This window comes from Pseudomonas sp. JV414 (assembly GCF_032424305.1).
GTDB classification, from domain to species: Bacteria; Pseudomonadota; Gammaproteobacteria; order Pseudomonadales; family Pseudomonadaceae; genus Aquipseudomonas; species Aquipseudomonas lini.
In genome coordinates this window covers 183,048-198,293 of record NZ_VYKC01000001.1, presented here as the reverse complement: position 1 = coordinate 198,293, position 15,246 = coordinate 183,048, and the positions used below count along the sequence as shown (strand labels likewise).

The 15,246-nt window shown below is 57.8% G+C and carries 17 protein-coding genes; 6 read left to right on the top strand and 11 right to left on the bottom strand.

All coding sequences use genetic code 11. From position 1 onward, the window contains the following. The first annotated feature begins 169 nt into the window (after window positions 1–169). The gene (locus F6R97_RS00875; protein WP_315865833.1) at window positions 170–1,576 is read left to right on the top strand and encodes an amino acid permease; all 1,407 of its coding nucleotides are present in this window, start codon (window positions 170–172) and stop codon (window positions 1,574–1,576) included. A 120-nt stretch (window positions 1,577–1,696) separates the two neighbouring features. Here the strand turns inward: F6R97_RS00875 and F6R97_RS00870 are convergent, their stop codons facing one another. Beyond that, complete coding sequence (locus F6R97_RS00870) at window positions 1,697–2,101, bottom strand: RidA family protein (RefSeq protein ID WP_315865832.1); 405 nt, start codon at window positions 2,099–2,101, stop codon at window positions 1,697–1,699. Between the two features lie 143 nt (window positions 2,102–2,244). Here F6R97_RS00870 and F6R97_RS00865 point away from each other — a divergent pair, with 143 nt between their 5' ends. Further along, window positions 2,245–3,177, top strand: coding sequence for a LysR family transcriptional regulator (locus F6R97_RS00865; RefSeq protein WP_315865831.1), 933 nt, complete (start codon window positions 2,245–2,247; stop codon window positions 3,175–3,177). A gap of 54 nt (window positions 3,178–3,231) precedes the next feature. Here the strand turns inward: F6R97_RS00865 and F6R97_RS00860 are convergent, their stop codons facing one another. Continuing rightward, complete coding sequence (locus F6R97_RS00860; RefSeq protein WP_080772138.1) at window positions 3,232–3,543, bottom strand: KGG domain-containing protein; 312 nt, start codon at window positions 3,541–3,543, stop codon at window positions 3,232–3,234. Between the two features lie 287 nt (window positions 3,544–3,830). Between F6R97_RS00860 and F6R97_RS00855 the strand changes: the two genes are divergently transcribed. Beyond that, the gene (locus tag F6R97_RS00855) at window positions 3,831–4,388 is read left to right on the top strand and encodes an ATP-dependent Clp protease proteolytic subunit (protein ID WP_038983309.1); all 558 of its coding nucleotides are present in this window, start codon (window positions 3,831–3,833) and stop codon (window positions 4,386–4,388) included. Between the two features lie 220 nt (window positions 4,389–4,608). Here F6R97_RS00855 and F6R97_RS00850 read toward each other — a convergent pair whose 3' ends face one another. From F6R97_RS00850 to F6R97_RS00830, 5 genes are all read right to left on the bottom strand, one after another. Continuing rightward, window positions 4,609–5,433 carry a DUF3618 domain-containing protein gene (locus F6R97_RS00850; protein ID WP_048393425.1) on the bottom strand — a complete coding sequence of 275 codons (825 nt, stop codon included), beginning with the start codon at window positions 5,431–5,433 and terminating at the stop codon, window positions 4,609–4,611. Continuing rightward, on the bottom strand, window positions 5,430–5,873 hold the full coding sequence (locus F6R97_RS00845; RefSeq protein ID WP_048393427.1) for a phage holin family protein: 444 nt from the start codon (window positions 5,871–5,873) through the stop codon (window positions 5,430–5,432). Before F6R97_RS00845 ends, F6R97_RS00850 begins: the two co-directional genes overlap by 4 nt. Further along, window positions 5,873–6,514 (bottom strand): hypothetical protein, encoded by a 642-nt coding sequence (locus F6R97_RS00840; protein ID WP_315865830.1) that lies wholly within the window; start codon window positions 6,512–6,514, stop codon window positions 5,873–5,875. The genes F6R97_RS00845 and F6R97_RS00840 overlap by 1 nt, the downstream gene beginning before the upstream one ends. A 258-nt stretch (window positions 6,515–6,772) precedes the next feature. Continuing rightward, window positions 6,773–8,272, bottom strand: coding sequence for a sensor domain-containing diguanylate cyclase (locus F6R97_RS00835; protein ID WP_038983312.1), 1,500 nt, complete (start codon window positions 8,270–8,272; stop codon window positions 6,773–6,775). An 87-nt stretch (window positions 8,273–8,359) separates the two neighbouring features. Further along, window positions 8,360–9,286: a LysR family transcriptional regulator gene (locus F6R97_RS00830; RefSeq protein ID WP_038983313.1), complete on the bottom strand. Its 927-nt coding sequence runs from the start codon at window positions 9,284–9,286 to the stop codon at window positions 8,360–8,362. Window positions 9,287–9,427: 141 nt separating this feature from the next. On the opposite strand from F6R97_RS00830, the gene F6R97_RS00825 reads away from it, so the two are divergent. The 3 genes from F6R97_RS00825 (at window position 9,428) to F6R97_RS00815 (ending at window position 11,239) form a co-directional block, all read left to right on the top strand. After that, complete coding sequence (locus F6R97_RS00825) at window positions 9,428–9,811, top strand: DoxX family protein (RefSeq protein WP_038983314.1); 384 nt, start codon at window positions 9,428–9,430, stop codon at window positions 9,809–9,811. A gap of 41 nt (window positions 9,812–9,852) precedes the next feature. Next, complete coding sequence (locus tag F6R97_RS00820) at window positions 9,853–10,737, top strand: pirin family protein (protein WP_052248665.1); 885 nt, start codon at window positions 9,853–9,855, stop codon at window positions 10,735–10,737. A 70-nt stretch (window positions 10,738–10,807) separates the two neighbouring features. Then, window positions 10,808–11,239: a nuclear transport factor 2 family protein gene (locus F6R97_RS00815; protein WP_038983315.1), complete on the top strand. Its 432-nt coding sequence runs from the start codon at window positions 10,808–10,810 to the stop codon at window positions 11,237–11,239. Window positions 11,240–11,482: 243 nt separating this feature from the next. Here F6R97_RS00815 and F6R97_RS00810 read toward each other — a convergent pair whose 3' ends face one another. The 4 genes from F6R97_RS00810 to F6R97_RS00795 all read right to left on the bottom strand — a co-directional run bounded on the left by F6R97_RS00810 (window position 11,483) and on the right by F6R97_RS00795 (window position 15,104). Beyond that, window positions 11,483–11,785, bottom strand: coding sequence for a hypothetical protein (locus tag F6R97_RS00810; protein ID WP_038983316.1), 303 nt, complete (start codon window positions 11,783–11,785; stop codon window positions 11,483–11,485). Between the two features lie 327 nt (window positions 11,786–12,112). Further along, the gene (locus F6R97_RS00805; RefSeq protein WP_038983317.1) at window positions 12,113–13,621 is read right to left on the bottom strand and encodes a tripartite tricarboxylate transporter permease; all 1,509 of its coding nucleotides are present in this window, start codon (window positions 13,619–13,621) and stop codon (window positions 12,113–12,115) included. 24 nt (window positions 13,622–13,645) lie between these two features. Next, window positions 13,646–14,137, bottom strand: coding sequence for a tripartite tricarboxylate transporter TctB family protein (locus F6R97_RS00800; protein ID WP_315865829.1), 492 nt, complete (start codon window positions 14,135–14,137; stop codon window positions 13,646–13,648). A 1-nt stretch (window position 14,138) separates the two neighbouring features. Next, on the bottom strand, window positions 14,139–15,104 hold the full coding sequence (locus F6R97_RS00795) for a tripartite tricarboxylate transporter substrate binding protein (protein ID WP_038983319.1): 966 nt from the start codon (window positions 15,102–15,104) through the stop codon (window positions 14,139–14,141). Between the last annotated feature and the right edge of the window lie 142 nt (window positions 15,105–15,246).

Genomic DNA, 15,246 nt, shown 5'->3' with positions numbered 1-15,246 from the left:
CGCTATCAAGTCAGGTGGCGAGCCACGAACACCTTACTGATTAACCGATACTGCAAACATTTGAACCACCGTCCTGATCTACAAGGCGCAATAGCGAACTCACAACAATAAAACACACACACTATTTCTCTGCCAAAACTCAAAAAACATAAAATCAAGAGGTTTTGTGATGAAATCAGATACGCATGAAATAACTGAACAACCCGCATTGCAGCGCACGCTCAGCAATCGCCACATTCAACTAATGGCCATGGGCGGCGCCATTGGTACGGGGCTGTTCATGGGTTCCGGCAAGATCATCGCCCTGTCCGGTACCTCGATCATACTTATCTATATGATCATCGGTCTTTTTGTTTACTTCGTCATGCGTGCCATGGGAGAGCTGCTTTTATCTAACCTGAACTTCAAAAGCTTTGCTGACTTTGCCGGGGCCTACCTTGGCCCGCGTGCGGCCTTCTTTCTCGGATGGTCATACTGGTTGAGCTGGAGCGTGGCCGTTGTGGGAGATGCAGTGGTCGTTGGGGGGTTCTTTCAATACTGGTTCCCTGATGTACCGGCCTGGATCCCCGCCATCGGCATGATGCTTACCCTGTTTGCCTTGAATGTGCTCACCGTCAAACTGTTCGGCGAGGTTGAATTCTGGTTCGCGATCATCAAGATAATCGCCGTCGTCGCGCTGATCTCCGTCAGTGTGCTGCTGATTGCCACCTCCTTCGTCTCACCCACGGGAGTCACGGCTTCCCTGACGCACCTGCTGGACACGCAGGCCGCCTTCCCCAACGGCCTGTTCGGCTTCTTCGCTGGCTTTCAGATGGCGATCTTTTCGTTCGCGGGTACAGAGTTAATCGGCACTGCGGCCGCCGAAACCAAGTCGCCCGAAAAGACGTTGCCCAAAGCCATCAATTCCATACCGCTCAGGATCATTCTTTTTTATGTTCTGTCCCTGGTCTGCATCATCGCGGTGACCTCATGGCAGCAGGTGTCGCCCAACAAAAGTCCTTTTGTCGAACTGTTCCTGATCGCGGGTTTTCCAGCGGCGGCCGGTATTGTGAACTTTGTGGTGCTGACCTCTGCGGCGTCATCCGCCAACAGCGGCGTCTTCTCGTCCAGCCGCATGTTGTTCGGCCTGGCCGACCTTGGCAGTGCACCCGGTATCTTCAGACGGCTATCGAAAAACAGTGTCCCGCTCATCAGCCTGGCCTTCACGACCTTTCTGATGCTGCTGGGGGTCCTGCTGCTGTTCATCATCCCTGAAGTCATGACCGCCTTTACCATCGTGTCGACAGTGTCGGCCATCCTGGTGATCTTTACCTGGTCGACCATCCTGGCGTCCTACATCGCTTATCGCAAAGCAAGACCCGATCTTCATGCGCAATCGCGGTACAAAATGCCTGGAGGCGTGCCGATGGCGTGGTTCTCGCTCGCATTTCTCGCATTTGTGCTGTGCTTGCTCGCCCTTCGGCCAGACACCCGTCTTGCACTGTGCGTGATGCCTGCATGGTTCATTTGGTTGGCAATTGCTTACCAATTCTCGCATTTCAGGAGCAGGGACCAGGTCAGTCACGCGGCGGGGTAACTTCTCAAAGAATGATCCATTGCCCACCAAAACCTGCACGCCCAAAAAGTCCCGTGACCGAATGAGTCACGGGACAAAAAATGGGTTCCCAATAGTTGCGCCGCGCTATCGCGGGTCAGCTCAGCTCTTGATGGTTTCAGGAAGCTTGGCGATCACCTTGATCTCGAACTCAAAGCCATACAACCACGTGACCCCGACAGCGGTTAATGTCGGGTGCGGTGCGTTACCCCAGAACTCCGGCACAACCTTCCAGATCGTTTCGAACTTCTCTTGCGGATCGACGATGAAGACCGTTATGTCAATCACGTCGTCGAAGGTGCAACCGGCAGATCCCAGGATCGCATTCAGGTTGTTGAACGCGAGCCGAACCTGAGTCTCCAGGTCGGGCTCGGGTGAGCCGTCTTCGGTACTACCGACTTGCCCCGAAACGAATAAAAAGCCATTGGAGCGGATAGCCGGCGAATAGCGATTGCTCTCATAAAGCGCTTGGCGTCCGGGCGGAAAAACAACATCACGCTTGCTCATAAAGTGCCTCCAGCAACGGGTCAAAGACGACCCGCAATTAATGATGAAGAGACTTTAAGGACTTGTGCCTGCCCGATAAACGAGCAACTGTAGCCATCACTGTTTGTAAAACCCAAACAATCCAATAGATATCCGGGGCAGAAATGGATCGTTTCGATGCGATGCTGGCATTTGCTCGGGTGGTGGAAACGGGCAGCTTCACCAAGGCGGCCGAAACACTGCATATGAGCAAGACGAGCGTGACGCAACTGGTGCAGCAGTTGGAGGCCCGGTTACGCGTCAAATTACTCAACCGCACGACGCGCAAGGTCAATGTAACCGCCGATGGCGCCGTCTATTACGAGCGCGTGGTACGGCTGCTAGCCGACATGGACGATGCCGAAACCAGCCTGTCCAGCGCCTCGGCCCTGCCCCGGGGCCGGCTGCGAGTGGATGTGCCCAGCCCGTTGGCCAGCATGATTCTGGTGCCGGCGTTGCCTGCATTTCATGCTCGATACCCTGACATCCAGATCGACATGGGCGTCAGCGATCGCATCGTCGATATGATCGGTGAGAATGTAGATTGCGTTGTACGCGGCGGTGAACTCACCGATCAGTCTCTGATGGCCCGACGGGTAGGCGACCTCCAGTTGGGCGTTTTTGCGGCGCCGAGCTACCTGGAGCGCGTCGGTACGCCGTCGCATCCGCAAGAGCTGGAGGATTCGCATCATCGTGTCGTCGGTTTCCTGTGGGTACGCACAGGCAAAGCCGTGCCTTATGCCATGCGCAGCAATAGTGAGAGTGTCCATATCAAGGGTCGCTATGTGTTGGCGGTCGACGATGGCAACGCCTACATCGCGGCTGGTCTGGCCGGCCTCGGAGTGCTTTGGCTGCCAGACTACATGTCCAAAACCTACGAAGCGCGCGGTGAGTTGGTCCGTTTGTTCGAAGATTGGCGCCTGGATCCGATGCCGATCTACGTGGCCTTTCCGCCGAACCGGCATATCAGCTTCAAGTTGCGCGTATTCATTGATTGGGTCGCTGAGTTGATGGCGCAGCACGCGCCCATCATGAGTCGTGAGGCGACAGGAATCTGACCTGGATAAAACCAAGCCCCGCCATAAGCGGGGCTTGATGTATTTCACACGGCATCAGGGTTTACGCCCGCCGCCGGGATTTTGCCCGCCACCAGGGTTTTGCCCTCCTCCTTTTCTGCCTGCATCTCTATCCTTGTCGTCGGCAAAGTTGCCCGAGCGGCCTCCTCCCTGTTCGCTGCCGGAGCGATTGGTATCGCTGGATTGACGGCCCCCTGAGGCCTGTCCACCTTTTTTGCCAGCGTCGGAGGGACGTTGCGGATCATTCATCATCCCGCCGCCCGACTCCCCGCCTTTTTTGCCGGCTTCGGAGGCTTTTTGAGGGTCGTTGGCAAAATTGCCAGGGTTTTTGTTACCGGTGTTAGCCATTTTCGTTCTCCTCATTGTTTCTCGCGAACCTTTGTAGGCTCGTCTAATTCCGAGGTTTTCCGGGGTTGAAAGTTTGAACTGATGCGGCATTCTTGCGACCAACGGATTGGGGTTATTAGTTCCGGAAAACTCCTGCTGCGGCGACTAATGGGCGTGCGTTAAATGAGTATAAAAATGAGCTTTGCTTATACAAATTGATGAAAGAAAAGAGCGTTGAGGTCTGGCATCATTCAAGCAGTTACGCTTAATCATCAGCTCTCACATTTATCCCGTATGGAGGTACGTCGATGACAGAGCACATCGTCCACTTTCATTGCCAGATTGATCAGGGCACCATGGAGCGCTTCAGGGACTGCTGCCTCGACGCGATCGACCAAGGCGCCTCATCCTTACTGCTGAATCTCTCCACCAGCGGCGGCAGCACCAACTTTGGCTTCGCCCTCTATACCTTCCTTAAATCCCTGCCGGTGCCGCTATGCGCGATCAATGCCGGCAACATCGAGTCGATGGGCATCATCATGTTCCTCGCCGCCGGCCGACGGATCACCGCGCCCCATTCGCGGTTTCTGATTCACCCAATGAATTGGTACTTCCCCCAAAGCTCGGTCGACCATCAACGCCTGCGCGAATACCTCTTGAGCCTGGATAACGACCTCGCACGCTACGTGCAAATCTTTGCCCTGGAAACTGCCCACGCGGAGACCAAACTGGATATTTTTCATTGCCTTTCAGCGGAAGAGAAAGTCATTGCGGCGCATGAATCCCTGGCCTACGGAATCGCCCACGAAATGCATCAGATGGTGTTTGCCGATAACGTCAAACACTGGAAAATCAGTGGAGGCTGACGCATGAGCTTTTGGTCACCGATGAGTCAGGTGCCAGAAACGGGGTGAATCTCCAGCGTCATTCCGTCACTCAACGTGAGTTTCAAATCCTTGATAGTGCCGGCCACACGGTCCTTGAAAACCGGTGTCTGATCTTGGAGTCCCGCCTGTTCAAGGCGTCGACAAACCGGGCTCGACGGGACGTCTGTGCATCAGACCTCCCGCCTTGCCCTGATGCCTGTCAAGAAGTCCCCAACCCACGCGACAGGTCGGCTGAGGTTTCGGACGTGGTCTTGCGCATCTCGCCCGTTTCTCCAGCGATTGCCTCGTGGGGCTCCGTGGTTTCCATCACCTTTTCGCGCACCGCCTCATAGCCCTCCCGTGCTTGCTGTTTGACCTTGCCGGTGAGGCTTGCGCTGGTCCTGCCCAAATAACGCCGCTCTGTCGCGGTGGTTGGTAGCGCCGCGCCCAGCAACGCGCCCACCGCCATACCGACCGCGGCCATCATCAGTGGTTGCTCCTTGAGCAGATGACTGAACTGGTCGCCCATTTCATGGGTCCTGCGCGCCAGGCGATCACTGGTGTCATGGACAGCGTGACTGAGGTGATCGGTCTTCGCATGCAGGCTGTCGCTCAGGTGCGCGGCCTTACCCTTGACCGCCTGATAGCTGTCCTTGAGCGAATCGGTGGTGTCGTGCAGACGCTGTCGGGCGCTGTCCATGCCATCGGTGAGCCCTTCGGCCAAGTCATCGGCCCAGTCGACCTCCGGCTCGACGCGATATTCCCTGGGCGTTGGCGGACGATTCTGGCTCATCATCAACCACATCAGCCCGACCGAGGTCAGCACGGCGGGCACGGGGTTATTGCGCACACTGGTGCCCAGATTGGTCAGGAAGGTCGAGCCGTTGCTTTGCATCAGCAGCAGTGCCTGATCGAACATCTGGCCGGGGGTGAACTTGCTTTCCAGCGCGTCGACGATATGCCCGATGTTCTCCCGTTGCGCATCGATTTCACGCTCGATGGTTTCCGGGCTCTTGGCCGCTTCGGTTTCGAATTCTCGGTTCATGACACTTTCCTCCGCAGGGCTTCCTGGTCTTTGTTCAGCGCGTCCAGGGTGCGATCAGGCTTGAAGTGGGAAGGCTCGAATTGTTTTTTGCCTGCCTGCAACATCACGAACCCGATGACCATCACCACGACGCCGACAATCAGCGCGGCCAGCCAGGGCGCCATCACCAGGCTCAAGGCATAGACGACCGCCATCAGCAGAATGATGAACCCGGCGAGCAGCACAATGGCGCCGCCGGCGACCCCGGCAATCCCTGCTTTCAATGTCGTCAGGCTGGCCTGCAATTCCACCTTGGCCAACGCCAGCTCCTTGGTGAATAACGCCGGTACTTCCCGAGTTAACTGCCGCAATAAACCGACCACGGAAGCGTCATGATCGGCCGTCGTGACCGACGGTGTGACGGGTGGTGTGGGTTGCAGTTCTGGATCGTTTCTGTTCATCACCGTTCTCCTGTGAAGGGGCTGGACCCCGGCATTGAGAAACTGTCGCCACGATGGTCGGGCGCACTCGGCGAGGACGGCGTGATGCTAGAGGCCAACCCGGGCGACAGCTCGCCTCCGGGCGGCATCGACGTTTCATAAAGTCCTTGCGAGCCATCGCCAGTGAACGTGGCTGTGCTGCTCTGGGAAGCAAACTCACGGTCGGTTGTTGTCGGCAGGGTCGCCGTGCCTGCTTTCAGGAACCTCGACAGACCGAACCCCACCGCGATACTGCCGACAATGAACAGCCCCGGATTGTCGCGCGCCAGGTCAGCGCCATCGTGCAGAAGCTCTTCGGCACTTTTGCTGCGCAGTTTTCCCGCCAGGCTGCTCATGCTGTCGGCCATGTCTGCCAGGTAGTCGGACATCCCAAACCTATCGTTTGTCCTGATCTCGGAAACGACTGACTGGGCGCCTCTGGCCAATGCTTCAATCTGATCCGCTGCGGTATCGCGGTACTGGCCGAACTGCTCATCGGCCTGATGCCGTGCACCGCCTATCGCTTCGGTAACCTCCTCCTTTAAATGCTGAAAGTTTTGTTCGGAGCCTGCGGGATCGCGAGGGGCATCCGGTTGTCCGGTTCTGCTGTCTGGAATAGTCATGTCATCCATCGCCTTCGTAATGAACACGTCAGGAAGTGGCCGCGGGGGTGTCCGCGGTGGTGCTTCATTGCAGATGACGAGGGGGGCTGGCGGGGAGTTCCAAGCAGATGATGAAGTGATCAAAAGCGCACTGCGGAACCGGGCACCCAATACACTGGCAAAGATTACCGGGGGAACTACAGCTTCTGGCAAAACGGCAACGTGATCTGTTTCCAGAAGCCAGGCTCAGGGGCAATGAGACTCAAATCAGCGTCTTGATCACGCGACACTCAAGCGATTTCTACCCTGCGACTTTGCCGCGTAAAGTGCGCGGTCTGCCCGGTCGATCAGCGCCTTTTCATCAGGGTCGCTATTGGCAATACACGTCGCCACTCCCAGGCTGACGGTCACGATACCGAACGGGCTCGACAGGTGCGCAAGTCGCTCGGCAGCGATATCCGACAGGATCGCTTCGGCAACCGTGCGAGCTCCTGATTCGTCCGTATTGGGCATCACAACGGCGATTTCTTCTCCGCCATAGCGAGCAGTCATGTCACCTGGGCGACGTACGCAGTGCTTAATCGCCTGGCAGATGACGCGCAGGCATTCGTCTCCGGCGAGATGTCCGTAGTGATCGTTGTAGCGTTTGAAAAAATCCACATCGATCAGAATCAGTGACAAAGGGCTTCCCAGTCGCTTGGCGCGTTTGAATTCGATATCCAGAAACTGATCGAAATGACGGCGGTTAGCGAGACCGGTGAGCTTGTCCTCGCTGGCGAGAATCTCCAGTGACTGGTTAAGCTCGATCAGCGCGGTCTGGGTGACAAGCAATTTGTTCTCCGCCCGAATCCGCCGGCTGATGTGGGAAATCAACCTGCGCCCCAACGCGACCAAGAGTCCCAGCAGCACCAACACTACAGCGACAGATTGTTTTGTCTGACTCAACCACGCTTGCATCGCCTCGTCCTGCCCCACCGCTACCGTCGTCACGAAGGGATATTGGTCGCTTCTCTTGAACGCATAGAGGCGATGGGTACCATCGACTTTCGAAGCAAAGTCCACGGTGCCTGATGAAGTGTTGCGCAGGTATTCGGAAAATATTGGCGCGTGAGACAGGTCGCGACCGATGTCTTCCACCTGAAATGGATACCTCACCAGCAGGCGCCCTTCGGATGAGGTCAGACTGATCGCGCCGAATTGCCCCACGTGAATGCTTCGATAAAGTTTGAGGAAATGCTCGAGGCTGATAGTCGCGGCGATCACCCCGGCAAAACTTCCATCGGGATGATCGATGCGTCGACTGACCGAAATCACCCAAGCACATGTGGCTCGGCTGAGAATCGCCGGGCCGATAAATATGCCGCGATCCGGAACGTCGCGGTGATGCTGGAAGAACGCACGATCGGCGTTGTTACTATTGGGTAAAAACGGCCTGCTGGTCGAGAATATCCAGTCCCCCTGGGCGTCATACAGCACCACGCTATTCAATTGCGGGAGTGTATCCATCTCTTGCTCAATCAACATGTTCAGCCGTTCGAGCTGCTGCGGGCCGCTGCCGTCTTTCTCGATCCTTTCTGTCAGGCCCAGCAGTAGCACTTCACTTTGCTTGAAGGTGCCCTCGGTGTACGTGTTGAGTGCATGGGTCAGATTCAATGTGTCGGTTCTGATATCACTCAAGGTGTTCTGTCGGGCTGTCCATATCTGCCAGGCCGTCAGCAGCGCCACCGATACACACACCAGCAAGATCAGGAAAGTGGCAAGTCGTAGATCGCGTTTCAAGGGAGTACCGGGTGGTTGAATACACTTGTGTCAAAGGCTTGCGCATTATAGAGGGCTTTCGCAAGGCACTGCTGGTGCATGGAAAGGTCAGACCTGACGAATGTCGCCTTGCGCCGGGAATGCCTCCGCCCTCAGCTTCTCCATCACCAGCTCAATGAACGCCGATACCGCCAACGGCAGATGCTGTCGGCTGGGGTAAAGCACGTGCAGGCCAAAGCCGGCGCGCTGGTACTGTGGCAGCACCCGTACCAGTCGCCCCGCCAGAAGATCGAGCCTGGCAATCGTCGGCGGTAACAGCGCGATGCCCAGACCGGCCACTGTAGCCTTGCGAAGCGCCTGAGCCGTGTTGCCGTTAAAACGGCTGGCGATTTGCACCTCTTCCTCCACGCCATCTGGCCGGCCAAGACGCCAAGTGGTTAAACCACTGGGGTGGCCGAAGCTCACGCAATCGTGATTCACCAGATCCTGCAGCGTACCGGGCATACCGCGCGCAGCAATGTAGGCAGGACTCGCCACCAGCCCCTCGCTGCCTGCGCCGAAGAGCTGACGCCCGACGTAGCCTGAGTCTTGCAGAGGGCCACCGCGAAACGCGACATCGATCCGCTCGGCGATCAAATCGGCACGGGCATCACTGAGCACGAAATCAAGCCGCACCCGAGGATAAGCAGCGAGAAAATCGGCCACCCATTCCATCGGGAAGAAGTCGAAGAAGTCCGCCGTCGCCGCAACACGCACCAAGCCGCTGGGTTCCTGGCTGCCCGTCATTAACTCATGCCCGGCCTCGATCAGCCCGTCCACCGCACCCACACAACGCTCGTGAAAAGCCTGCCCGGCATAGGTGAGTGTCAGCTTGCGCGTGGAGCGTTGCAGCAGCCGGGTATCGAGTTGCGTCTCGAGCTGCTGGACACGCCGGCTTACGGTGTTGGGCGGCATGCCCAGCCGCCGCGCCGCTTCGGCAAAGCTGCCGCTGCGGACCACTTGGACAAACAAGGCAATGTCATTCAAGTCGAGCATAAAGCGATAATTCCAGCAAAAAATGGACGAGCCCAATCCAATTGTGCCATCTAATCAATCAATCCGGACACGCTTATCCTCCTTGCATCGTTGCAGTTAGCCCTTTAACTGCGCAAACCACAGGCAAGGACATCGTTTTCCATGACTAATACTTCATCCCTCTCCCCTATTCAGAAACGCATCCTTTGGGGCGTTCGCATTTTTCTGGCCTTGACGTTCGCCGCGGCCGGCATCGCCAAACTGGCCGGCGTGCCGCAAATGATCCAGGTGTTCGACGCGGTCGGTGTTGGTCAATGGTTCCGCTACCTGACCGGCACCATTGAGGTGGTTGGCGCTGTATTGCTGCTGGTCCCTGTCACGGGCTTTTACGCGGGGTTGCTGCTGACGGCGACCATGGCTGGTGCCTTGGTCACGCATCTCTTCGTGATTGGCGGCAATCCCGCCCCTGCCCTGGTGCTGCTGGCGATGTCTGCCTTCGTGACTTGGCGTCAGAAGCCCGCAGCCTGGCTCGGTGCAGCGAGCTGAACCATGGGAACAGCGGCCGACTCAAGACTTGAGGAAAATCTATGAACAGCATCGTCGCAACGCAGACTCGCACCATCGTCCACCTCACATCCGGCAGCACTCACGGGCCGATCACGCGGCTGATGAGCCCTGGCGACTTGGGCCAGTTGTTGAAGCCTTTTGTGTTTCTTGATCTCTTCGGCTTCAAGCCTATAGGTGGGCAGAAAGGTTTCGGCATGCACCCGCACTCAGGGATCGCAACGCTGACCTACATGATTGAAGGCGGCGTGGCATACGAAGACACCACGGGCAAAACCGGCATGCTGCCCACTGGAGGTGTGGAGTGGATGAGTGCCGGTAATGGCGTGTGGCATGACGCTACACCGGTCAGTGACGGCTCAATATTGGGCTTCCAGCTCTGGGTCGCCCTGCCCGCTTCGCACGAAAACTCTCCGGCGGAAAGTCTCTACCTGGCGCCCTCACAGATCCCGCAAGAAGGCCCGGTGCGTGTGCTGCTCGGACGTTACGGCGACGCGAAAAGTGCTATTGCGGCACCTGCCGACATGAACTACCTCGTGGTGCGCTTGAAAGATGGAGAACAATGGCGCTACACCCCTCCCCCTGGCCACAACGTGGCGTGGCTGGCGGTTAATGCCGGTCGGCTGGATGTGGGTGGTCCGGTCGATGCTGGCGAACTGGCGGTGTTCGAGGAGTCAGACCAAGCCATCGACTTCGTGGCGCGCGGCGACACCTCTTTCGTGCTGGGCTCGGCGGTGAAGCACCCGCACGATTTGGTGCTGGGCAGTTATTCGGTACACACCAGCAGAGCGGCGCTGGTTCAGGGTGAGGCTGAAATTCAGCGCATCGGCGCGCGTTTACGCCATGAGGGGCGGCTGCCCTGGCATTTGCTGAATGCCATCTCCGCACCTTCAGTAAAAACCTGCTAAGTTGTACGACGACAGATGAGATGCACAACTCATCTGTCGTCCTTGCACCCATAACAACAAGGTATCACCCATGAAAAAAGTGAAACTGCTTATCGGTTTTTTATGCCTGTTCAGCGGCTACGTGGCGGCCGCCCCTTCACCGGGCGAGAAGGATGTTGCCGCAGCGGTAGACCATCTGACTCAAGCCATGCTGAACAAGAACGTTCTCCAGCTGCAAGCGCTGACCGCCGAGAACCTCACCTATGGGCATTCCAGCGGAAAAATCCAGGGTAAGAAAGAATTCATTGCCGACATCGAAACCGGCAAAAGCGCATTTAAAACGCTAGAGATGCAGAACCAGACAATCACCGTCTCGGGTGATGTGGCGTTGGTCCGCCATCATTTTTCGGCGCAGGCCATCAAGGGCACCGAGATCGTTCCCACGGAAATCGAGAACTTCCAGATCTGGCAAAAACAGAAAGGCAAATGGCTACTGGTAGGACGACAAGCGTTCCGCTTCTGAATTCTGCTTGGCAAGGCAGTCAATAGGGGTTGGCTGCTTTAAAAGATCGCAGCCTTCGGCAGCTCCTACGGATATGCGTACGACTTTGACTCCTCGGGTGTACCCGGTCGGCGTAGGAGCTGCCGAAGGCTGCGATCTTGAGGCCCCATCGCGAGCAGGCTCCCACATTTGACCGCGTTCTCAGGGTGGATACGGTTCAGTGTGGGAGCGGGCTTGCTCGCGAAGGCGTCCGTCGCTACACCGCTAAACAGCAGTCTTGAACCCCTCCTCCCGCTGCAACGCCCGAGCCTGAATTACATCCAGTATTGCGCAACCTTCGCGCATCAGCAGATGCACCGCACGGGTGATGCGGGTCAGGTCGCAGTCGGAAATACCTGTGAGGTTGAGGCTGGACAAGGTGTCGGTCAAATCGCGAACCACGGTGAAGCGGTGCATGGCGCAGGCGGCCATGTCACTGAGCTCTTTGTGGGTGTTGATGAAGAGCACCGGGTTATCGGCGTCGTAGGTGTCGATGGGGAGGTAGCGTGGCATGACTTGATCGAACATTGAGGTAGCTCCTGATTAATGAGTTTTCCTGGTAATCGACCGGCCAAGATCGTCGCGGAATCTGTCGCGAGCCGGAACTATAAAGGGCCGTCTTGGAGCGCCGCAACGAGAGACTCTGTCAGAAACTTCCGAAAATTTTGTGGGTTACTCAATGATCGTTCCCACGCTCTGCGTGGGAATGCAGCCCGGGACGCTCTGCGTCCCTTCCAGAGTCGAACGCGGAGCGTCCGTTGAGGCATTCCCACGCGGAGCATGGGAACGATCTACATGGGGATTCTTGAGCCATGCTCCCAGGGCAAAGCATCATCAAACCAGCTCGCGAAGCGCTCAATCATCCTCATGCAATTTGATGCCGCGCTTATGCAGCAAATACGGAACCAGCAGCACCAACAGCGTCAGCACCAGGACCGACGCCGCAATCGGTTGCGTCACAAATATCATCCAGTCGCCCTGGCTGATGGACAGGGCGTTGCGCAGTTGTTTTTCCGCCATCGGACCCAGCAGCATGCCGACGATCACCGGGGCGACGGGGAAATCAAAACGCCGCATCAACACCCCGGCCCAGCCGATGGCCAGCATCAGAAACAGGTCGAAGGTTGAGTGGCGCATGCCGTACACGCCGATGGTGGCGAACACCAGAATGCCGGCGTTCAGGTACGGTCGTGGAATCTGCAAGAGTTTGACCCACAGCCCCACCAACGGCAGGTTCAACACCAGCAGGATGGCGTTGCCGATGTACAGCGAAGCCACCAGCGTCCAGACCAGTTCGCCCGAAGTCTGGAACAACAGCGGCCCCGGTTGCAGGTTGTAGTTCTGGAACGCGGCCAACAGGATCGCCGCCGTGGCGGAGGTCGGTATGCCCAGGGTCAGCAACGGCACCAGCGAACCGGTGGCGCTGGCGTTGTTGGCCGCCTCCGGCCCGGCGACACCCTCGATGGCGCCCTCGCCTTTGCTGGCCGCGAACTCTTTCGGGTACTTGCTGAGTTTTCGTTCAGTCGAATAAGACAGGAACGTCGGAATTTCCGCGCCACCGGCCGGAATCGAGCCAAAGGGAAAACCGATCAGAGTTCCCCGTAACCAGGCGGGAACCGAGCGTTTCCAGTCGGCCCGGGTCATCCATAACGAGGTCAAACGGTGTCGGGCGGACGTTTCTTCCTTTTGGTAAAGCACGCTGTACAAGGCTTCACCGACGGCAAACAATCCCACCGCGACGAGTACCACTTCGATGCCATCGACCAGTTCGGGCACCTCCATGGTGTAGCGGGCAATGCCCGAGGTCGAGTCCAAGCCGATCAAGCCGATGGTCAGCCCGATGCCCAACGAGGCGAAGCCGCGCAGCATCGACGCACCGAGCACCGCCGACACCGTGGTGAAGGCCAGTACCAGAATCGCGAAATACTCCGCCGGCCCGAACTTCAGCGCCAACGTCGCAACAAGGGGGGCGAACAAGGTCAGCAAAATTGTCGCGATGGTGCCGGCCACAAATGAACCTATCGCCGCTGTCGCCAACGCCGGGCCTGCCCGTCCGTTGCGGGCCATGAGGTTGCCTTCCAGGGCCGTGACCATGGAGGACGACTCCCCGGGCGTGTTGAGCAGAATCGAGGTGGTGGAGCCGCCAAACTGAGCGCCGTAATAGATACCGGCAAACATGATCAGCGCGCCGGTAGGATCGACCTTGGCGGTAATCGGCAGCAGCAAGGCGACGGTCAGCGCCGGGCCGATTCCCGGCAAAACACCGATCGCGGTGCCCAGCAGACAGCCAATAAAACCCCACATCAGATTGATCGGCGCCAACGCGGCACCGAAGCCGGTTGCCAGACTCGAGAGAATGTCCACCTTGTCGACCTCCTTCGGCCCGGATCAGATCCAGGCGTTGACCAGGGGCGGAAGGGAACCCCCTAGCCCGGCGGTGAAAAGCCAGTAAATCGGCAGCGTCAACGCGATGCCTATGGCTAGGTCCCGCACCGGGCTGCGACTGCCAAAACCCCTTGCCGAACAGGCAAACAGCAATGAGGCGGCCAATACGAAACCGATGTAGGAAATGAGCAAGGCGACGCCCACCAGCCCCGCCGTGACCCAGGTTGCGCCGAGCTTGCCGCCGGGCTGAGCCTGGGTAGTCTCGTGATCGTCGGAAAGGTTGCGAAAACCACCGGTGAGCGCCTGATAGCACATCAACAGACCGACGACGCCCAGAAACGCCGCGACGGCGTAGGGATAGACGTAGGCCGCCATGATGACGAAGCCCATCTCGGCAGGAAATCGCGAGGCGCCGAACGCCAATACCGCGCTGATGGCGACGATACCTAAACCAATCGCCAGTTGGGCCGGCATGACTCTCCAGCGCCCGGCCATCTCAAAGCAGCCCGACCTTGACCAGCATCGCGCGCAGGCGCCCATGTTCTTCTTCGACGAATTTGCCGAAGTCATCCCCGGTCAGAATGCTTGGTGACCATGCATTGGTTTTTACGTTTTCTTGCCAGACAGTGCTTTTGGTCGCGGTCAGGACGGCTTCGGTCAGTTCTTTGCGCTGTTCAGGCGTCAGGCCCGCCGCGCCGTAAACGCCACGCCAGTTGCCGATTGTCACGTCATAGCCACTTTCTTTGAGAGTCGGTGCATCGATGCCTTCAACGCGGCTGGGCGCGCCGATGGCGAGTAAGCGGAACTGCTTGGATTGCACGTATTTGGCCAGCTCGGCGTAGCCGCCGGTGATTACCGTGATGTGGCCACCCAGCGTTGCGGCAACGACTTCGCCGCCACCCGCGAAGGCGACGTAATTCACCTTATTGACGGGGACGTCCATTTTGCTCGCCAGTTCGGCGATGCCAATGTGATCGATCGACCCCTTGGAGCCGCCACCAAACTTGATGCTGGACGGGTTGGCTTTGAAGTCTTTGATCAAGTCGTCCAGGGTTTTGTACGGGGAGTCGTCACGCACGGCAATCACGTTGTATTCGGTGAACAGCCGGGCGATCGGCGTCACGTCCTTCAAGGTGATTTGCGGTTTGTTCTGCTCGATGGCCGCGACCATGATCGCGCCGACCACGATCAAAGCATTCGGGTCGCCCTTGGTGCCGTTGGCAAATTGCGCCAACCCCAGGGTGCCGCCCGCGCCGCCCTTGTTCTCAAAGGTGACGGACTTTGCCGTTTTGGCCTCGACCATGGCTTTGCCCAAGACGCGTGCGGTCTGGTCATAACCACCACCGACCGAGCCCGGGGCCATGAACTTGACGGTGTCCAGCGCAAAAACCGGTGATGCGAGCGCGGCGGCGGTAACTAAAACGGCGAGGTTGCTGCTGAATCGACGGGCCAATGCAAACATGAGTCGTCTCCGGATAGCTGTTCTTGTTGTTTTCGATCAGGGAAGAGCCCCTGTTCGTTGAACATGCGTCTGGGAATAAGCGTAGGTCATAGTTGTGTTTGTTGGTGTGTTTTCAATGGGGTTCCTAAACCAGTCAGCTATG